General features: G+C 70.3%; 18 protein-coding genes and 1 tRNA gene. 6 read left to right on the top strand and 13 right to left on the bottom strand.

The features are described 5' to 3' along the window. Positions 1-51: 51 nt before the first annotated feature. The 3 genes from BFN33_RS33500 to BFN33_RS33490 are packed head-to-tail and all read right to left on the bottom strand — an operon-like array spanning position 52 to position 3,343. Positions 52-936, bottom strand: coding sequence for an SDR family oxidoreductase (locus BFN33_RS33500; protein ID WP_069763936.1), 885 nt, complete (start codon positions 934-936; stop codon positions 52-54). Then, on the bottom strand, positions 933-1,850 hold the full coding sequence (locus BFN33_RS33495) for an alpha/beta fold hydrolase (RefSeq protein ID WP_069763935.1): 918 nt from the start codon (positions 1,848-1,850) through the stop codon (positions 933-935). The genes BFN33_RS33500 and BFN33_RS33495 overlap by 4 nt, the downstream gene beginning before the upstream one ends. Then, positions 1,847-3,343, bottom strand: a complete 1,497-nt coding sequence (locus BFN33_RS33490) for an NAD(P)/FAD-dependent oxidoreductase (protein WP_069763934.1) — start codon at positions 3,341-3,343, stop codon at positions 1,847-1,849. The genes BFN33_RS33495 and BFN33_RS33490 overlap by 4 nt, the downstream gene beginning before the upstream one ends. Before the next feature lie 126 nt (positions 3,344-3,469). Between BFN33_RS33490 and BFN33_RS33485 the strand changes: the two genes are divergently transcribed. Then, a complete protein-coding gene (locus tag BFN33_RS33485; protein WP_088245442.1) occupies positions 3,470-4,114 on the top strand; it encodes a MerR family transcriptional regulator in 645 nt (214 codons plus the stop codon). Here the strand turns inward: BFN33_RS33485 and BFN33_RS33480 are convergent. Beyond that, complete coding sequence (locus tag BFN33_RS33480; RefSeq protein ID WP_069763933.1) at positions 4,111-4,914, bottom strand: exodeoxyribonuclease III; 804 nt, start codon at positions 4,912-4,914, stop codon at positions 4,111-4,113. The two genes, BFN33_RS33485 and BFN33_RS33480, sit on opposite strands and share 4 nt — an antisense overlap. 68 nt (positions 4,915-4,982) lie before the next feature. Between BFN33_RS33480 and BFN33_RS33475 the strand changes: the two genes are divergently transcribed. Then, positions 4,983-5,459 (top strand): GNAT family N-acetyltransferase, encoded by a 477-nt coding sequence (locus BFN33_RS33475; RefSeq protein ID WP_069764098.1) that lies wholly within the window; start codon positions 4,983-4,985, stop codon positions 5,457-5,459. A gap of 319 nt (positions 5,460-5,778) precedes the next feature. On the opposite strand, the gene BFN33_RS33470 is transcribed toward BFN33_RS33475, so the two are convergent. The 8 genes from BFN33_RS33470 to galU all read right to left on the bottom strand — a co-directional run bounded on the left by BFN33_RS33470 (position 5,779) and on the right by galU (position 11,855). Next, positions 5,779-6,195, bottom strand: a complete 417-nt coding sequence (locus BFN33_RS33470) for a VOC family protein (RefSeq protein ID WP_069763932.1) — start codon at positions 6,193-6,195, stop codon at positions 5,779-5,781. A gap of 73 nt (positions 6,196-6,268) precedes the next feature. Then, a tRNA-Ala gene (locus tag BFN33_RS33465) sits at positions 6,269-6,342 on the bottom strand. Positions 6,343-6,430: 88 nt separating this feature from the next. Then, positions 6,431-7,735, bottom strand: a complete 1,305-nt coding sequence (gene glpR / locus BFN33_RS33460) for a gephyrin-like molybdotransferase receptor GlpR (protein WP_069763931.1) — start codon at positions 7,733-7,735, stop codon at positions 6,431-6,433. Between the two features lie 210 nt (positions 7,736-7,945). Continuing rightward, a complete protein-coding gene (locus BFN33_RS33455; RefSeq protein ID WP_079141132.1) occupies positions 7,946-8,584 on the bottom strand; it encodes a GNAT family N-acetyltransferase in 639 nt (212 codons plus the stop codon). Beyond that, positions 8,581-9,087, bottom strand: a complete 507-nt coding sequence (locus BFN33_RS33450) for a molybdenum cofactor biosynthesis protein B (RefSeq protein WP_069763929.1) — start codon at positions 9,085-9,087, stop codon at positions 8,581-8,583. The genes BFN33_RS33455 and BFN33_RS33450 overlap by 4 nt, the downstream gene beginning before the upstream one ends. Next, entirely contained in the window at positions 9,084-9,563 is a 480-nt protein-coding gene (gene moaC / locus BFN33_RS33445) for a cyclic pyranopterin monophosphate synthase MoaC (protein WP_053852462.1), read from the bottom strand. The genes BFN33_RS33450 and moaC overlap by 4 nt, the downstream gene beginning before the upstream one ends. A 62-nt stretch (positions 9,564-9,625) precedes the next feature. Beyond that, a complete protein-coding gene (gene glp / locus BFN33_RS33440) occupies positions 9,626-10,948 on the bottom strand; it encodes a gephyrin-like molybdotransferase Glp (RefSeq protein WP_069763928.1) in 1,323 nt (440 codons plus the stop codon). A gap of 4 nt (positions 10,949-10,952) precedes the next feature. After that, on the bottom strand, positions 10,953-11,855 hold the full coding sequence (galU, locus tag BFN33_RS33435; protein ID WP_069764097.1) for a UTP--glucose-1-phosphate uridylyltransferase GalU: 903 nt from the start codon (positions 11,853-11,855) through the stop codon (positions 10,953-10,955). 93 nt (positions 11,856-11,948) lie between these two features. On the opposite strand from galU, the gene BFN33_RS33430 reads away from it, so the two are divergent. Further along, the gene (locus BFN33_RS33430; protein ID WP_079141147.1) at positions 11,949-12,572 is read left to right on the top strand and encodes a 5-formyltetrahydrofolate cyclo-ligase; all 624 of its coding nucleotides are present in this window, start codon (positions 11,949-11,951) and stop codon (positions 12,570-12,572) included. A 90-nt stretch (positions 12,573-12,662) separates the two neighbouring features. Here the strand turns inward: BFN33_RS33430 and BFN33_RS33425 are convergent, their stop codons facing one another. Continuing rightward, complete coding sequence (locus BFN33_RS33425) at positions 12,663-15,479, bottom strand: penicillin acylase family protein (protein WP_069763926.1); 2,817 nt, start codon at positions 15,477-15,479, stop codon at positions 12,663-12,665. 310 nt (positions 15,480-15,789) lie between these two features. On the opposite strand from BFN33_RS33425, the gene BFN33_RS33420 reads away from it, so the two are divergent. The 3 genes from BFN33_RS33420 to BFN33_RS50390 all read left to right on the top strand — a co-directional run bounded on the left by BFN33_RS33420 (position 15,790) and on the right by BFN33_RS50390 (position 19,204). Then, positions 15,790-17,325: a potassium/proton antiporter gene (locus BFN33_RS33420; protein ID WP_069763925.1), complete on the top strand. Its 1,536-nt coding sequence runs from the start codon at positions 15,790-15,792 to the stop codon at positions 17,323-17,325. Between the two features lie 204 nt (positions 17,326-17,529). Beyond that, positions 17,530-18,798: an MFS transporter gene (locus BFN33_RS33415; RefSeq protein WP_069763924.1), complete on the top strand. Its 1,269-nt coding sequence runs from the start codon at positions 17,530-17,532 to the stop codon at positions 18,796-18,798. Positions 18,799-18,865: 67 nt separating this feature from the next. After that, complete coding sequence (locus BFN33_RS50390; RefSeq protein ID WP_079141131.1) at positions 18,866-19,204, top strand: FmdB family zinc ribbon protein; 339 nt, start codon at positions 18,866-18,868, stop codon at positions 19,202-19,204. Positions 19,205-19,280: the final 76 nt, after the last annotated feature.

Below are 19,280 nucleotides of genomic sequence, written 5' to 3'. Positions count from 1 at the left end.
TGGCCGGGGCCTCGACCAGATTCACACGCCCGGACAAAGAACGCATTTCGATCAGTCACGGTGCGTAGCGCGAGCCTCTTCATCTGCGGCCCCACCTGCACCGACGAGTCCCACCCGCATACCCTCCAGGCGCTCCCCGAACCGCCGCATCTCCCGCTGCCCGACCGTCCCGATGAGCCCCGGCAGATACCCCCGCATGCCCTGCATCCCGCGCAGCCACCCCTGCCCGTACACATGACTCGACCGCCGCTCGATCCCGGCCACGATCCGCTCCACGGCCGGCCCCAGCGGGTACGTCTTGTTCGCCGGCCACGGCAGCCGCTGCCTGAGCTCCCGCATGACGTCGTCCTGGTCGGCCCCGCGCACCATGTCGGTGTCGGTCCACGACAGATACCCGACCCCGACCCGCACGCCCTTGTGACCGACCTCGGCCCGCAGACTGTGCGCGAACGCCTCCACACCGGCCTTGGACGCGCAGTACGCGGTCATCATCGGCGACGGGGTGATCGCGGCGAGGGAGGCGATCTGCAGCAGATACCCGCGGCTCTCCATCAGCACCGGCAGGAACGCCCGTGCGGTGACGGCCGATCCGATGAGGTTCACCTCGATCACCCGCCGCCACGCCTGCGGATCGGAGTCGACGAAGGGCCCGCCGGTGGCGACCCCGGCGTTGGCGACCACGATGTCGACCTTCCCGAACCGCTCCTTGACCTCCCGCGCGACCCGGGCCATCGCCTCGTCATCGGTGACGTCGGCGTACCAGTGGTCGCTGTCGCCGTGCAGCCGCTCCGAGAGCTGCTTGAGCGCGTCCGGCTCCAGGCCGACCAGCGCGACCTTCGCCCCGCGCGCCGACAGCTTGCGGGCGAGCAGCTCGCCCACACCCCGCGCGGCCCCCGTGACGACCGCGACCTGTCCGTCGAGTCCGACCCTGCTCATGCGCCCTCCTTGACCTGGACGTAGGTGGTGACGAGTTCCCGGATCCGCGCGGTGACCGGCTCGGGCGCCTCGATGGGCGTCATGTGGCCGACGCCGGGCAGTTCGGTCACTCCGAGACAGTGGGGCAGCGCTGCGGCCAACTGGTGTGCGTGCACGGGAGGCGTGAGCCGGTCGGCCGTACCGACGACGACTGCCGTCGGCACGGTGAGCTGCCGTACACCGTGGTCCAGATCGAGCAGATCGAGGACCTGCGACCAGGCGTGGCGCACCTTGCGCGGGCACGCGTGCACGATCCGCGCGCACGCCTCCACCATGTGCGGGGCCGAACCGGGGCCCATCGTCCCGTACTTGAGGATCCGCCGGGCGAGCGGCGTGACCGGTCCGAGCGGCGCCCGCGCCCCGAGGACGTGCCGGGTCAGCCAGGTGCGCAGCCGCCCGGCCCGGATCGGTACGACGGTCGACTCGGCGACCAGCCGCGACGAACCGGTGCTGCACAGCAGGACGGCGGCCGCGTGGGCCCGGAACCCCGGACGCCCCGCCGCCGCCATCACCGTCATCCCGCCCATGGAGTGACCGACGATCACCGCCTTCTCCCCCGCCCCGAGGGTCGCCTCCAGTACGGCTTCGAGATCGTCGGCGAGCCCGTCCGCACTGCAGGCCGGGCTCGCCGGACTGCGCCCGTGGCCGCGCTGGTCGTACGCGATGACCCGGTGGTCCACGGCGAGTTCGCGGATCTGGGCGGCCCAGAACGCGGTGGAACAGGTCCAGCCGTGGGCGAGGACGACGGGGGGCGCGTCGTCGGGACCGTGCACTTCCACGTGCAGACGCGCGCCGTCGGCGGAGAGTGCGGTGAGTTCGTGCACGGGGACGGGTGGGGCGTACGGCCCGGACACGACGTGCGTCGGACGGCTCATACGGCGGTCACCTCCGCGTGCGCCGGAACCCGCAGCACCTCGTACTCGGCGAGGTCCACCCGCCGGGTCGCCCGCCGGAACTCGGTCGTCGTACCGGGCCAGATCGTGCTGTTGCGGCCGTTCGCGTCCAGGTACCAGCTGGTGCAGCCGCCGGTGTTCCACACCGTGCGCTCCATGCGCTCCTGCACCCGGTCGTTCCAGTCCCGCACGGCGGAGGGCCGGGCGTCGAGGGCCACCCGGCCGCCGAGGACGTCGAGTTGCCGCACGAAGTCGGCCAGGTAGTTCAGCTGGGACTCGATCATGAGGATCATCGAGGAGTTCCCCAGACCGGTGTTGGGCCCGATGATGCTCATCCAGTTGGGGAAGCCGGCGGCGGAGGCACCCCGCAGCGCCTCCATCCCGCCCTTCCACGCCTCGGCGAGCGTCCGCCCGTCCGCGCCGACGACCCGGTCGGCGATCGGCATGTCGGTGACGTGGAAGCCCGTGCCGAAGACGATCGCGTCGACCTCGGCCTCGGTGCCGTCGGCGGCGACGAGCGTCGACCCCTCCACCCGGCTGAGTCCGCTCGCGACCACGTCCACGTTGGGCTGGGCGAGCGCCGGGTAGTACGTGCTGCTCAGCAGGATCCGCTTGCAGCCGATGCGGTAGTCGGGGGTGAGCTTGGCGCGCAGGGCCGGGTCCTTGATGGCACGGGCCATGTTGCGCTTGGCCAACTGCTCCACGGCACCGAGCACACCCGGGCGCTTGGTGAATGCCTGGACCTGCAACTCCCTGATCCCCCACTGCAGTCCGCGCCGGACCTGGGTGGTGAACGGCAGCTGCCGGTGCAGCCGGCGCTCGGCGCCGCTGATCGCCCGGTCCACGCGGGGCAGCACCCAGGGCGGGGTGCGCTGGAACAGCGTGACCTGCCGGGCGAGCGGCTGGACGGCCGGCACGATCTGGATGGCCGAGGCTCCCGTCCCCACCATGGCGACCCGCTTGCCGCTCAGGTCGTAGTCGTGGTCCCAGCGGGCGGAGTGGAAGACCTTGCCCGGGAACGAGTCCAGACCGGGAATGTCCGGGATCTTGGGATCGGAGAGCGGCCCGGTGGCGGAGACGACGAAGTCGGCCGAGAGATGGCCACTGGCGGTCTCGATGTCCCACCGCAGCTTCTGGCTGTCCCAGGTCATCCGCTTCACCTCGGAGTCGAGGCGGATGTGCGGGCGGAGCCGGAAGACGTCCGTCACATGCTCCAAATAGGCGCGGATGTGGTCCTGCCCGGAGAAGGTGCGCGGCCAGTCCGGGTTGGGCGCGAAGGAGAAGGAGTACAGGTGGGAGGGCACATCGCAGGCACACCCCGGATAGCTGTTGTCCCGCCAGGTGCCCCCCACACTGCCGGCCCGCTCCAGCACGACGAAGTCGGTGACACCCTCGCGCCGCAGCCGTACGGCGGCCCCCAGCCCACCGAATCCGGACCCGACCACCGCCACCCGCACATGCTCGTGTTCGGCCATGCCGATGCCTTCCCTGCCCGACTCTGCCAGTGAACACTGGCGCAATGGGAGGGTAGAGCAGCTCCGTACTGATGGGTAGGGGTCGGGGACGAGGAAGTTACCGGAGGTACGACATAGGCTGCGGCCGTGACGGAGAAGCGCGAATACCGCATGGAGGAACTGGCCCGCCTGGCCGGCATCACAGTGCGCACCCTGCGCTTCTACCGCGAACGCAAACTCATCCCGCCCCCTCGCCGCGAGGGCCGCATCGCCTGGTACGACGACCACCACCTGGCCCGACTGCGCACGATCGCGGCCCTCCTGGAGCGCGGCCACACCCTCACCGGCATAGCGGAACTCGCCGAGGCCCTGGACCACGGCCGCGACGTCGCCGACGTGCTGGGCGTCGCGCCCACGGAGGAGGAACCGGTCCGCCTCACCCCCGAGGAACTCGCCGCCCGCTTCGAGGGCGAGGTCACCGCGGAGAACCTCGCGGCCGCTCTCGACCTCGGCTACCTCGGCACCGACGGCGACGAGATCGTCCACATCAGCCGCCGCCTCCTGGACGTCTCCTCGGCCCTGGTCCGCGAGGGCATCCCGCTGGCCGAGGTCCTGGCGGCCGGCAAGCGAGTCCGCGAACACACCGACGCCCTGGCCGAGATGTTCGCCGAACTGGTCCTGCGCCACGCGAACGAGGACGACCTCCACCGCCTGCGCCCGCTGGCACGGAGCGTGGTGGAGGCGGAACTGTCACTGGCGTTGGACCGGCGATTGCGCAAACCCTCGGCCTAGAGGTCGTAGACCACGGTCACCGGCGCATGATCCGACCAGCGCTCATCGTGTGTGGCCGCGCGCTCCACGAACCCCTTGACCGCCTTGGCCGCAAGGCCGGGCGTCGAGACGTGGTAGTCAATGCGCCATCCTGAATCGTTGTCGAACGCCCGCCCCCGGTAGGACCACCACGAGTACGGCCCCACCACGTCCGGATGCAACGACCGTACGACGTCGACGTACCCCCCGTCGGTGGTGTCGAGGACCTGACTCAGCCAGGCCCGCTCCTCCGGCAGGAACCCGGAGCTCTTCTGGTTGGCGCGCCAGTTCTTGAGGTCGGCCTGCTGGTGGGCGATGTTCCAGTCGCCGCAGACGACGACCTCGCGGCCATCGGCGGCGGCGCGCTCGCGCAGGTTCTTCAGGTACGCGAGGAACTCGTCCATGAAGCGGACCTTCTCGTCCTGCCGCGCGGTACCGACCTCGCCGGAGGGGAGATAGAGGGAGGCGACGGTGACACCGGGCAGGTCGGCTTCGACGTACCGCCCGCTGGTGTCGAACTCGGCCGACCCGAAGCCGATCCGGACACGGTCCGGCTCCCGGCGGGTGTAGAGGGAGACACCGGCGCGCCCCTTGGCGGCGGCGGGCGCGTGCACCACGTGCCAGCCCTCGGGGGCTCGGACCCCCTCGGGCAGCTGCTGCGGCTCGGCGCGCACCTCCTGCAGGCAGAGCACATCGGCGGAGGTGTCCGCGAGCCACTCCACGAAGCCCTTCTTCGCGGCGGCGCGCAGTCCATTCACGTTGGCGGAGGTCACAGTGAGCACCCGCGCACGATACCGGCACACTGGAGCGGACTTTGTTGCCGATCTGATCAAAATCTATGGTGATGAGCATGCAGATACGCCAGGTCCCCTTCGACCACCCTGACGCCGTGAAGTTGAATGACCAGGTACAGGCGGAGTACCACGTCCGTTACGGCGACGGCGGCGACGCCACGACCCTGGCACCGGAGGACTTCGAGCCGCCCACCGGCATCTTCCTCATCGCGTACGACGAGCTGGGCTCCCCCGTGGCCACGGGCGGCTGGCGTGCCCGGGACGCGAACGGCGAGGGCAACCTGGACGGCGACGCCGAGCTCAAGCGCATGTACGTCGTCGACGTGGCGCGCGGCCGGGGCCTCGCCCGCCGCATCCTCGCCGCCCTGGAGAACGACGCCCGCATGGCCGGCCGCACCCGCATGGTCCTGGAGACCGGCACCAAGCAGCCGGAGGCCATCGCCCTGTACACGTCGAGCGGTTACGAGCCGTGCGTGAAGTTCGGCTACTACCGCTTCCACGAGGACAGCAGGTGCTTCGCCAAGGCGCTGTGAGAACGCCGGTGCCCGCGGGTCCCGCCGGGCATCCCTAGGTGGCGAGCAGAGCGGCGAGAAGCAAAGCCGCCATCGCTGCGAGGGCTCGGGGCTTCCTCCAACCGTGCCCTGAGGCCTGGCGGTTGAGCTCCCATGCGCTCACGAGACCGCCACCCAGGCCAAGCACGCTTCTCAGCAGGAAGACTGCGGTATGCACAGGGAGCCTCCCGGAGCGTTCCAGACGGACCGGCAGGCTGTCCCTGGCGACGGTTCCGCGGCCAGGCAGGGCGCTGAGCTGTATGTCAGGGGGCACGCGATCACCCGTTAGCCGGTTGGATCGTCAGTGCAGGCAGAACTCGTTGCCTTCCGGGTCGCGCATGACGTACGTCACAGGCCCGCGGTCGCTGTGCGTCTCGATCAGTCGCGCGCCGAGCGCTTCCAGTCGCGCTACCTCGGCTGCCTTCTGGTCGGCATCGACGTGGATGTCGAGGTGCACCCGGTTCTTCGCGGTCTTGCCCTCGGGCACACGCTGAAAGTAGAAGCGGGGCTCGGTACTTGCCGGGTCGCTGCACGCTGCCACGTCCCGGAACGCGGAGCGGCCGTTGATCACGATCCTGTCGTTTGCGGGCATGTGACCGTCGGCGACCAACTGGTCAACCAGCGCCGAGTGGTCCTCCACCGCGGACCCGACCACCTGCGCCCAGAAGGCGGCCTGAGCGTGCGGGTCGGCACTGTCGAACGTCACCTGTGTCCTCATGGGAAGCCATCATGCCGCTGTAGGGCATGCCAAAGCCCCTACCGGGAGTCCCCGGCAGGGGCTTTGGGCTGCGTGGACCTGAGGGGATTCGAACCCCTGGCCCCCTCGATGCGAACGAGGTGCGCTACCGGACTGCGCCACAGGCCCTTGCAACGAGTGAAACTCTAGCATCCCGGTCCGGGTGCCTGGAAATCCGTTCCCGGCTGGTCAGGGCGCGGTGATCCCGCCCCGTCCGTCACTCGTTGGCCGCGCGCGGCCGGTCGCCTTCCTCGTACTGGTCGAAGAGTGGCGTACGGCCACGCTCGCGTGCGCGGCGGGCGGAGGCGGCGCGGCGGGCGTCGCTGCGTCCGCCCGGCGACGGCTTGTCCTCGGCGTCGTCGGGCAGTTCCTCCGACTCCTCGTCCTCCGCGGCGGGCGTCGCCTCCTGGGCCGGCTGCTCCGGAGTGGCGGCACTGCTGGAGCGCGCCGAACTCCACGCGTCCGGCGCCCCGAGGTCCACGTCCGAGGTGGCCCGCGGAGCGACCGGCGCGGTCACGTACGTCGGCAGCGGCACCGGTACCGGGTCCCAGCTGTCCCCGTGCCCGGGCCTGTGCTGCCGTTCGCGCTGCTGGTCGATCCACTCGGCGTGATCGGTCTGCTCGACGAGGGCGCGCCGGTCGGCGGCAAGCGCCGAGAGCCCGGGGTCGGTCTCCGTCCCCGGTCCCTCTTCCGGTTCGCCGGCGTCCACGCCGGTGCTCACGGACGCGCGCCGGCGCGGCTGGCGCGCGCGTTCCCGCAGTCGCTGTGCGGCGGCCTCGGCCCGGCGCCGGTCCATCTGGTAGGCGAAGCGGCGGCGTTCCTGGGAGCGCAGGTGCGCGATGTACGCACTGAGCATCACGGCGGGCACGCCGGGCGCCCACAGGAAGGCGAGTCCTCCGACGGCGGCGACGATCGCGCCGAGCGTGAAGGCCATGAAGAGCATCACGGTCGTACGCCGCCGCCGCGCGAGTACCTTCGTGCGCCGGGCGCGCGCCGCGGCCGCTTCCGCGGCGGCCGTGCGCCGGGCTGCGGGGGCGTGCGGCTGAGCCTGGGAGTGCGCCGAGTCGGCGGGTGCGGGTGCCTGCTTGCGCGTGGGCGCGCCACCGCGTTCGGGCGCGGGCGCGTTCGTTTTCGCGCCGGCCGGTTCGCCGTGTCCCGCTTCCCTGCCGGCTTCACGCGCGGGCTCGCGCGTCGCCTCCCGGCGCTCCGAAGCCGACGCCTGGACCGTCGCCTGGGCCTGCGGACGGGTCGGAGGCATGGCGAAGGCCCGGACGTCCACCGACTCGGTGACGGCATCCGGTTCGTCGGCGCCGCGCTCCCCCTCGTCGGTGGAGCGCGCGCGCAGGTCCTTGGCGTACCGACGCTCCATGCCCGCCCGTCCGGACAGCAACCGGATGGCCGTGCTGAAGCGTTCCGTCGGACGGGCCTCGTTCAGCTCGTCCTGCCTACGGAGCCACATCGGCACCAAGTAGGCGGCCCAGGCCCCGACAATGACTGCGTAGATGAGGCCGCTGCTGCTCACGCCTCACACGGTAGAGGGGTTTGCGTGAGGCCATCTGCCAATTGCGCCGGTGTGTCGCACGATCTGGCTGATATTTCTAGCTTTTTTTGTGACCGATCCGATCAGCAGGTCGCATCAGTCGTGAATTCAATGGCTCGAGACGGTCATGCACCGATCATTTTCGAACACTTATTCCATTTTCGGGTCAAGCCGTCAGCCCCGGCTTCCCGGCTATGCGGGATTGTCGTGCGGCGTACTCCTGGAGCGTGCCCGCTGCCAGCGTCTGAGCAAACCGTCGGGCACCTCTTCCGCGGTGAGCGCGAACACGAGATGGTCGCGCCAGGCGCCGTCGATGTGGAGATAACGCGGTCGCAGCCCCTCCTCGCGGAATCCGAGTTTCTCGACGACGCGGCGGCTGGGCCCGTTCTCGGGGCGAATGCAGACCTCGATGCGGTGCAGGCCGACCGTGCGGAAACAGTGGTCCACGACAAGCGCCACAGCGGTCGGCATCACCCCGCGCCCGGCCACCGACTGGTCCACCCAGTAACCGACGTGCCCCGAGCACATCGAGCCCCAGGTGATTCCGGCGACCGTCAACTGCCCCACCAACTCACCGCGGTACTCGATGACGAACGGCAGCATCCGCCCCGCGTTCGCCTCGGACCTGAGATGGCGGACCATCTGACGGTAGGTCGGCCGGTGCGCGATCGGCCCGCTCGGGGTGGGCGGCGGAATGGTCGCCTCCCAGGGGCGCAGCCAGTCCCGGTTGCGCCGGTTGACCTCACGCCAGAGCCGCTGGTCACGCATCTTTATCGGCCTCAGGACGACGTCGCCGTCCGCCAGTACGACGGGCCAGGATGGGCTGTTCAGCTCGCACCCCCACTGCCGGGGCCGGGTCTCGGGTGGTCGCCGCCGCGGATCTGGTCGACGGCGTGTATCAACAGGGGCTCCAGAACGGCCAGTCCGTCCTTCACCCCGCCACTGGAACCCGGCAGGTTGACGATCAGTGTGCGTCCCGCCACCCCGGCCAGGCCCCGGGAGAGCGCGGCGGTCGGCACCTTCTCCCGTCCGAACGCCCGGATGGCCTCCGCGATGCCCGGCACCTCGTACGCGATCACCGCGCGGGTCGCCTCGGGGGTGCGGTCGGTGGGCGAGATGCCGGTGCCGCCGGTGGTGACGACGACGTCGTATCCGGCCTCGACGCCGGCGCGCAGGGCGGCCTCCACGGGGTCGCCGTCGCGGACGACCTGCGGACCGTCGACGGCGAACCCGAAGCGCTTGAGGCCGTCGGCGATCAGCGGGCCGCCCTTGTCCTCGTAGACCCCGGCGGCGGCCCGGTTGGAGGCGGTGATCACAAGTGCGCGATACGTCATGCCCGGCTCCAGTCGCCCGACTTGCCGCCCGTCTTCTCCTCCACCCGCACGTCCGTGATGACCGCTCCCTTGTCTACCGCCTTGACCATGTCGATCACGGTGAGCGCGGCGACGGAGACCGCGGTGAGGGCCTCCATCTCGACGCCCGTGCGGTCCGTCGTCTTCACGGTGGCCAGGATCTCCACGGCGTCGTCCGCGACCGACAGGTCCAGTTTCACACCGGACACCGACAACGGGTGGCACAGCGGGATCAGGTCAGGGGTGCGTTTGGCGCCCATGATGCCCGCGATCCGCGCGGTGGCCAGCGCGTCGCCCTTGGGGACGCCCTCGCCGCGCAGCAGCTCGATCACTCGGGGTGACACGAGAACACGTCCACTGGCACGCGCGGTGCGTGCGGTGACGTCCTTGCCGGAGACATCGACCATGCGGGCGGCTCCCGCTTCGTCGATGTGCGTCAGTCGGTCCTGCGTACTCATGGTTGTGCGGCGCTCCCGGTCCGGCCTGTTGTGCGCGACACGGTACCGCCAACCAGGGGTGCTCAGCCGAGCTGGACCACTTCGATCTCGGTCCCGGGCTCGACGGACTCCACGTCCTCGGGTACGACGATCAGCGCGTTGGCCTGCGCGAGGGCGGCCACCAGATGGGAGCCGGCGCCGCCGACGGGGGCGACCGAGCCGTCGGCACAGGCACCGCGCAGGAACTGCCGGCGTCCCTTGGGCGAGGTCAGCGCCTTGTCCGCGGTCAGGATCGCCCTGGTCCGCGGCCGGTGGACGTCGTCGAGGCCCATGAGGGTGCGGATCGCGGGCCGGACGAACAGTTCGAAGGAGACGTACGACGACACCGGGTTGCCCGGCAGGGCCAGCAGCGGGGTGTGGTCGGGGCCGATGGTGCCGAAGCCCTGGGGCTTGCCGGGCTGCATGGCGAGCTTGCGGAAGTCGACGCCGCTGCCCGGCTCGTCCTCGTCGCCCACGGAGGACAGCGCCTCCTTGACGACGTCGTACGCCCCGACGCTCACGCCGCCCGTGGTGACCACGAGGTCGGCGCGGACGAGCTGGTCCTCGATGGTGGAGCGCAGAGTTTCGGCGTCGTCGGCGACGGCGCCCACGCGGTAGGCGATCGCGCCGGCGTCCCGGGCGGCCGCGGTCAGGGCGAAGCTGTTGGAGTCGTAGATCTGGCCGGTGCCGAGGCTCTCGTCGGGCTGGACGAGTTCGCTGCCGGTGGACATGACGACCACGCGCGGGCGGGGGCGTACGCGTACGGTGCCGCGGCCGATCGCCGCGAGCAAGGCGATCTGCGGAGGGCCGAGGACGGTTCCGGCGTCCAGGGCGCGGTCGCCCGCCCGGACGTCGCTGCCCTCGGCGCGCACATGCGCGCGTGCCTCGGCGGGCCGGTACACGTGCACGTGTCCCTCCGCGCCCTCGGGGGCGAGACTGCGGGCGCGCATCCCGGTCACCGGGCCCTCGCCGAGGCCTCCGTCGGTCCACTCGACGGGGACGACGGTCTCGGCGCCGGGCGGCAGCGGGGCCCCGGTCATGATGCGGGCGGCCTGTCCGGGGCCGACGTGCAGCAGCTCCGCCTCGCCCGCCGCGACGTCCCCGACGACGTCCAGGACGGCCGGGAACTCCTCGCTCGCGCCCGCCACGTCCGCGACCCGCACCGCGTACCCGTCCATGGAGCTGTTGTCGAACGGCGGCAGGGACACCGGGACCGTGACGTCCTCGACCAGGACGCAGCCCTGGGCGTCGAGCAGCTGTAGCTCGATGGGCTCGAGGGGGCGCACGGTCGCGAGGATGTCCTCCAGGTGTTCGTCCACCGACCAGAGGTGGTCCTGGTCGGCGGGGCGGGGCGCGGCGCTGCTCAAATGCCTACATCTCCTCGGCTACGTAACTGCGAAGCCAGGTCCGGAAGTCCGGGCCCAGGTCTTCACGTTCGCACGCGAGTCTGACAATGGCACGCAGATAGTCGCCGCGGTCCCCGGTGTCATAACGGCGGCCCTTGAAGACGACGCCGTGCACCGGGCCGCCGACCTTCTCGTCCTGGGCGAGCTGCTGGAGGGCGTCGGTGAGCTGGATCTCGTTGCCCCGGCCCGGCTCGGTCTTGCGGAGTATGTCGAAGATGTGCGGGTCGAGGACGTAGCGGCCGATGACCGCGTAGTTCGACGGGGCGTCGGACGCCTCCGGCTTCTCGACCAGGCCGCCCACCCTGACGACGTCGCTGTCCTCGGTCTCCTCGACGACGGCACAGCCGTAGAGGTGGATCTGCTCGGGCTCGACCTCCATCAGCGCGATGACACTGCCGCCGTACTGCTCCTGCACCTCGATCATCCGCTTGAGCAGGGGGTCGCGGGCGTCGATCAGGTCGTCGCCGAGGAGGACGGCGAAGGGCTCGTGGCCCACGTGGGGGGCCGCGCACAGGACGGCGTGGCCGAGGCCGCGGGGGTCGCCCTGGCGCACGTAGTGCATGGTGGCGAGGTCGCTGGACTCCTGGACCTTGGCGAGCCGGCTGGCGTCGCCCTTCTTCTGGAGGGCGGACTCGAGCTCGTAGTTGCGGTCGAAGTGGTCCTCCAGGGGACGCTTGTTGCGTCCCGTGATCATGAGGACGTCATCGAGGCCCGCCGAGACGGCCTCCTCGACCACGTACTGGATCGCCGGCTTGTCGACCACCGGCAGCATCTCCTTGGGAGTGGCCTTGGTTGCCGGCAGGAAGCGGGTGCCGAGCCCTGCTGCCGGAATGACAGCCTTGCTGATCCGAGGGTGCGACTGAGTCATGTTCGCCACCCTATCCGGTGCCTTTGCCTGGAATCTGTGGCTCCGGTTAATAAGCTCTTATATGAGCGTATTAGAAGGGTACGGGTGCAGACCTTGAGTCACATCGGACGTCCCACCAAGTCTGACAAGCAAACATTGCGGCAAGAATACCTGGCAGTGAGGAACAGGTTGACGGCCGATGACGTGCGAGAAGCGGCCGCCGAGCTGGCCGACCGGGCCCTCGGGCTGCCCGAACTGACGCGTGCGCGCACGGTGGCGGCGTACGTCTCGGTGGGGAGCGAACCCGGCACGCTCCCCCTCCTTGACGCGCTGCGCGAGCGGGGCGTGCGCGTTCTGCTCCCGGCGCTTCTGCCGGACAACGATCTCGACTGGGGCGCCTACACCGGCGAGGGCTCTGTCGCGCGCGTCCAGCACGGCGGGAAGATGACCCTCTTCGAGCCCTCCGGCGAGCGGCTGGGCCCGGACGCCGTGACCGGCGCCGACGTCGTGCTGCTGCCCGGACTGGCGGTGGACGGGCGCGGGATGCGCCTGGGGCGCGGCGGGGGGTCGTACGACCGGGTGCTCGCGCGCCTGGAGCGCGCGGGCGCGCGACCGGCGCTGGTGGTGCTCCTGTACGACGCCGAGGTCGTCGCGCAGGTCCCGGAGGAGGCGCACGACCGGCCGGTGCACGCGGTGGTGACACCGTCGGGTGTGCGCCGCTTCCACAGCGGCGCGTAACCGTCGGGGGACGTGACGCCCTCCTCGCGTACGAAGGGGCCCGCCACACGCGCGTGCGGCGGGCCCCTTCTTCGCGCTACCGCCTCGGGCTCACGGTTTCAGCACCAGTGTGTCGGTGGTGCTCTTGGCGACGGCGTCGTCCGAGAACGACCAGTCCAGCAGCTCGCCCTTGACCCACTTGCCGGTCTGGTCGGTGTAGTGCGCGCTGTAGGCGTGCCCGGAGGCGCCGGTGAGGTTGATCCACTTCGACTTGTCGAGGTCGCCGAGGTTGACCACCATGCGCATCGACGGCACCCAGACGACCCCGTAGCCGCCCGCGGCGTTCCAGCCGGTCGCGTTCACCGTCGCCTCGCCGCCGCTGAGCTTCCAGGGGCCGCGGTTGAGCATGTACTTCACGATGTCGGGACCGTCGGTGCCGAGGGTCTGGTTCTTCAGGAACAGACGGTGCAGCCGGCCCCAGCTCCAGGTGTCGATGTCCTTGCCGAGCTTGGCGGTCAGCTCCCAGCGGGCGTCGATCATGGCGCGCTCGAACAGCTGGTCGCGGTTGGTGGCCGCGATACGGTCACCCGCGCCCTTCGGGGTCTTCCACCAGTCGCTGTTCTCGTCGTCCATGAGGTTGCGCACGACCTCGAACCAGCGGTCGCCGCCGTCGGGCTGCGCCTGGTCGGCGTCCCGCTGACCGCACTCGCGGACCTTGTCCGCCTCGTCCGCGGGCCCGGTGGTGGTGATGGGGTCGACCCACAGGCACTGGCCCTTGACCCGCAGCTCCTTGGGCAGCTTGTTGCCGAAGGCGAGCTTGAGGATGTTGCGCCAGACGGCGTTGAAGTAGGCGGCCGCCGCCGAGTCGGCGTCCTGGGTGTAGTCCCAGCCCTCCAGCAGCTCCTGCGCCTGACGGACGTCCTTGTCCTTGATGTCGATCTTCAGCAGCTTGGGCACGAGCAGCTTGGCGATCTCGCTGCTGTTGTCGAGCTGCATCTGGCGCATGTCGTCGGTGGAGACCTTGCCGCCGCCCTTGATCTTCTGCTCGATCAGGTCCGTGATGCGCCGGCTGCGGGTGCCGTAGCCCCAGTCCGTGGTGAGCGTGTAGGGGTACTTGCTCTTGTCGATCACGGCCTGGTTGGCGGTCACAATGTAGCCGCGCTCCGGGTTGTACTCGTAGGGCAGCTCGTCCTGCTCGATGTACTTGCCGGTCCAGGCGTACTTGGGGTCCCAGCCAGGGGCCGGGATCGCGCCGGTGTCGCCCTTCGCGCGGATCGGGATGCGGCCGGGCAGCGTGTAGCCGATGTTCTCGGAGTCGGCGTAGACGAGGTTCTGCGAGGGCACGTCGAACAGGGCCGCCGCCTCGCGGAACTCGCTCCAGTTCGACGCCTTGTCCATCGCGAACACGGCGTCCATGGAGGTGCCGGGGTCGAGCGCGGTCCAGCGCAGGGCGACGCCGTAGCCGTCGCCGCGGTCGGGGGCCGCGTTGTCGACGGTGGCCTTCTTGCCGACCTTCACGAGTTCGTCGTAGCGGTCGGAGAGCAGGGGGCCGTTGTTCGTCTCACGGACGACGATCTTCTTGGACTCGCCGCCGGCGACCTTGATGGTCTCCTCGCGCGTGGTGAAGGGCTTGGTCCTGCCGTCGTAGAGGTAGCCGTCGCCGGAGAGCTTCTCCAGGTAGAGGTCGGTGACGTCGACGCCGGAGTTCGTCATGCCCCAGGCGATCTTCGCGTTGTGGCCGATGACCACGCCGGGCATGCCCGCGAAGGTGTAGCCGGCGACGTCGTACTGGCACTTGCTGGAGAGGGTCCGGCAGTGCAGGCCCATCTGGTACCAGACGGACGGCAGGGAGGCCGACAGGTGCGGGTCGTTGGCCAGCAGCGGCTGACCGGTGATGGTGTGGGAGCCCGCCACGACCCAGGAGTTGGAGCCGATGCCCTGGCCGTTGACTCCGACGGCCGTGGGGACGTCGTCCAGAACGTTGTAGAGGCCCGAGAGCTGACTCTGGAGCGCCGAGGAGGTCGAGGAGGACGTCGACGACGAGGTGGAGGCCGACGTGCCCGTGGTGCCGCTCGTGGACGTTCCGGAGCCACTCGTGGACGTTCCGGTGCCGGTCGTTCCGCTGTTCTCCGTGCTGCCGTTCTGCTCGAACGTCTGGGTCAGCTCGTTGTACTGGCCCTCCTGGACGATCGTCTGGTTCCGGCTGTACGGGTAGTCGGGGTACAGGTCGGCGACCTGCTTCGGGCCGAGGCGGCTCGTCATCAGAGCGCGGTCTATCTCGTCCTGCATGTTGCCGCGCAGGTCCCAGGCCATGGCCTTCAGCCACGCGACCGAGTCGACCGGGGTCCACTTCTGGGGCTTGTAGTCGTTCCTGAAGCCGAGCGCCGCGTACTCCAGGGAGATGTCCTTGCCGCTCTTGCCCTGGAGGTAGGCGTTGACTCCCTTGGCGTAGGCCTGGAGGTACTTCTTGGTGGCGGCCGACAGCTTGGTGTCGTACTCCTTCTTCGCGACCCGGTCCCAGCCCAGCGTCCGCAGGAACTCGTCGTCGTCGACCTGGCCCTTGCCGAACATCTCCGACAGGCGCCCGGAGGTCATGTGCCGGCGTACGTCCATCTCGTAGAAGCGGTCCTGCGCCTGGACGTAGCCCTGCGCCATGAACAGGTCCGCGTCCGAGGAGGCGTAGATCTGCGGGATGCCGTAGCCGTCGCGCTTGACGTCCACGGGGCCCGACAGGCCTTCGAGCTCGATCGAGCCCTTGGTCTGCGGGAAGGAGGCGCGGACGGTGCTCACCGACCAGTACCCGCCGTAGGCGACGCCGCCGATGACGGCCAGGACGAGGACGAGAACGATCAGACGGGCTCTGCGCCCCTTCTTCCTGCCGGACTTGCCGGGCTGCTGACCCGATGAGGCGGTGGTGGTGGGGGGCATCGCTGTCCTTGCTGTCCTAACGCGAGCGGCAGGGCGGGCTGTGCTTTCGACGGGGAGCCTGCGTCACATCCCCGGCCGCACCAGACGCCGCGCGCCCGGCCGGGGATGTGACGCAGGCTCTGCGCGCTGGAGCAACCATAGGCGCAGGGCCCAGGCCGACTTGACGCGGAGTGGGAATCAGCGCGGACGAGCGTTCGATCTCACCTCGCGAAGCGTCAAGAAATCGTCAAGAGTTAGGTAAGGTAACGAAGTACTTGGATGCGGAGTCCCACCACTTCGTGTCCTATGTACGTGAGCTCACGCGCGCGTGATGCGGGTGAGCCAGGGAAGGGAACGGCCGCTGACTGTCCACCACCTCAACCAGCTCCTCTTCGTCTGCTCGCTCGTCCTGCTCGTCGCCGTGGCAGCGGTCCGGATCTCCTCGCGAAGCGGACTCCCCAGCCTGCTCGTGTACCTGGGGATCGGAATCGCCATGGGCCAGGACGGCATCGGCGACATCCACTTCGACAACGCCGAACTGACCCAGGTCATCGGGTACGCGGCCCTGGTCGTGATCCTGGCCGAGGGCGGCCTCGGCACGAAGTGGAAGGAGATCAGGCCGGTCCTGCCGGCCGCCACCGCGCTGGCGCTGGGCGGGGTCGCGGTGAGCGTCGGGGTCACGGCGACGGCCGCGCACTACCTGATCGACCTCGAGTGGCGTCAGGCGCTCATCATCGGGGCGGTCGTCTCCTCGACGGACGCGGCGGCGGTCTTCTCGGTGCTGCGCAAGATCCCGCTCCCCACGCGCGTGACGGGCACGCTGGAGGCGGAGTCCGGATTCAACGACGCCCCGGTGGTCATCCTGGTGGTCGCCTTCTCCCAGGCGGGCCCGGTCGAGCACTGGTACACGCTGATCGGCGAGATAACCCTGGAACTGGCCATCGGCGCGGCCATCGGCATCGCGGTGGGCTGGCTGGGCTCCTGGGGCCTCAGGCACGTCGCCCTGCCCGCCTCCGGCCTCTATCCGATCGCGGTCATGGCGATCGCCGTCACCGCGTACGCGGCCGGCGCGCTGGCACACGGCAGCGGCTTCCTCGCGGTCTATCTCGCCGCCATGGCGATGGGCAACGCCAAGCTGCCGCACTGGCCTGCCACCCGCGGCTTCGCCGACGGGCTCGGCTGGATCGCCCAGATCGGCATGTTCGTCCTGCTGGGGCTGCTGGTCACCCCGCACGAGCTGGGCGACGACGTGCTGCCCGGGCTCGTCATCGGGCTGGTGCTGACCATGGTGGCGCGGCCCCTGAGCGTCGTGCTGTGCCTGACGCCGTTCCGGGTGCCCTGGCAGGAGCAGACGCTCATGTCCTGGGCCGGACTGCGCGGCGCCGTGCCCATCATCCTGGCGACGATCCCCATGGTGAGCGGTGTCGAGAGCAGCCGTCGCATCTTCAACATCGTCTTCGTCCTGGTCGTCGTCTACACCCTCGTGCAGGGTCCGACGCTGCCCTGGCTGGCACGCAAGCTGAGTCTGGGCGGGGACGCCGAGGCCGCCGACCTCGGCATCGAGTCGGCGCCCCTGGAGCGGCTGCGCGGACACCTGCTGTCCGTCGCGATCCCCGAGGGGTCCCGGATGCACGGCGTCGAGGTGAACGAGCTGCGGCTGCCGCCGGGGGCCGCGGTCACCCTCGTCGTCCGCGAGGGAAAATCGTTCGTTCCGCTGCCCACCACGGTGCTGCGGCGCGGGGACGAACTGCTCGTCGTCACCACCGACCCGGTCCGCGACGCCGCGGAACGGCGGCTGCGCGCGGTGGGCCACGGCGGCAAGCTGGCCGACTGGCTGGGTACGGACGGCGCCGACCGCACACGTTAAGAGCGTGTTACGCGTCCCCTGTACGATGAGCTCGCACCCCTGATCGAACCAACTCTGCCTGACGCAGAGCTGGCGCGACCGTATGGCGGCCGAGACGTCCCTGAGCAGTCCGGCATCTACCGCAGTCCGCGCAAGAGGACAGCTCTCGGCGCCGCCCCTTTTGGAAGGGGAGCCGCGCTACCAGGCGGCAGAAAGGCACGGGCCGTGGCATCCACGGTCACCTCCTCCCGCCCGGGATACGGGCAGCTGCTGCGTACCCGCGGCGCCTGGACGTTCCTGCTCCCCGGCTTCGCGGCGCGCCAGCCGTTCGCGATGCTCACCCTTTCCCTCGTGCTGCTCGTGCAGCACACCACCGGCTCGTACGGCGCGGCGGGCGCCGTCGCGGCCGTCACCGGTGTCGCCATGGCACTGTTCGCGCCCTACAGCGGCCGTCTCGCGGACCGCTGGGGTCAGCGCGCCGTGCTGATCCCCGGCGTGCTCGTGCACACCCTTTCGGGCCTGTCCCTGACGGCCCTCGCCCTCGCGCACGCGCCCCTGTGGGCGTTGTTCGCGGCGGCCGTGCCCACGGGTGCCTCGGTGCCGCAGATCGGGCCCATGGTGCGCGCCCGCTGGGGCGTGAAGCTGCAGGGCTCGCCCCTGATGACCACGGCGGCGGCCTTCGAGTCCGTCACGGACGAGCTGACCTTCGTCTTCGGCCCGCTGCTCGCCACCGCGCTGTGCACCGCCGTGCACCCGGCCGCGGGCCTGCTGACGGAGGCGTCCCTGACCCTGCTCGGCGGCCTGCTGTTCGCCGCGCAGAAGAGCACGCAGCCGTCGGTCACGGCCCTCGACGGGCACGCACGCGTGGAGCACGCCTCGGCACTGCGCATCCCCGGGGTGCGGGTCCTGATCGTGACGTTCCTCGGCATCGGTTCCGTCTTCGGCGGCATGCAGGTCTCGCTGGCCGCGTTCAGCGAGTCGATCGGCGAACCCGGACTGAACGGCGTCCTGTACGGCGTCTTCGCCGCGGGAAACATGCTCTCCGGCCTGGTCTGCGGCGCCATCGCTTGGAAGGTGGCCCCCCAGCGGCGCCTGCTCCTCGGATACGGCGCCCTCGCGCTGACGGCCTCCGGCCTGTGGGCCGCGCACTCGGTGCTCGTCCTGGCCGGCCTCGGCCTCCTGGTCGGCATGTGCATCGCGCCCGCCCTGATCACCGGCTACACCCTCGTCGAGAGCCTGGTCCCGGCAGGCGCCCGCACCGAGGCCTTCACCTGGCTGACCGGCGCGGTGGCACTCGGCCAGGCGGCCGCCGTCACGATCGCCGGACAGCTGGAGGACCGCTTCTGGGGCGGCGCCGGGTTCCTGGTGCCGATGGGGGGCACGCTGCTCGCCCTGGCGACGCTGCTGGCGCTGCGTTCACACCTCGTGGCGCGGCCCCGCGCCCGGACCGTCGCACGTGGCATCGGTCACCGAGTGCCGGTGGCAGTGGACTGATCCCCGGGAATACGTCACTATGGACCATCGTTAGCACTCATTGAGTGAGAGTGCCAGGAGGAAGACAGTGCCCACCTACCAGTACCAGTGCACCGAGTGCGGCGAGGGCCTCGAGGCGGTGCAGAAGTTCACCGACGACGCTCTGACCGAGTGCCCCAACTGCCAGGGTCGCCTCAAGAAGGTGTTCTCCGCGGTCGGCATCGTCTTCAAGGGCTCCGGTTTCTACCGCAACGACAGCCGCGGCTCCTCGTCGAGCAGCTCCCCGGCGTCGTCGTCCTCGAAGCCGTCGACGTCCACCTCGTCGTCGTCCGAGTCGTCTTCGTCGCCCTCGTCTTCTTCCTCGTCCTCCTCGGACTCGAAGTCGTCGAGCTCGGGCTCCTCGTCCAGCAGCAGCTCCGCCGCGTAGGTCTCACTTCCGGGACCCCGCCGTCGTACGACGGCGGGGTCCTCGGTGTTTCCCGAGCCCGGCCGCCGCGGGTTTC

Origin of the sequence: Streptomyces sp. LUP47B (genome assembly GCF_001746295.1) — a bacterium.
Classification (GTDB): domain Bacteria; phylum Actinomycetota; class Actinomycetes; order Streptomycetales; family Streptomycetaceae; genus Streptomyces.
Note: the sequence above shows the minus strand (reverse complement) of the source record. Positions and strands in the feature narration are given on the sequence as shown.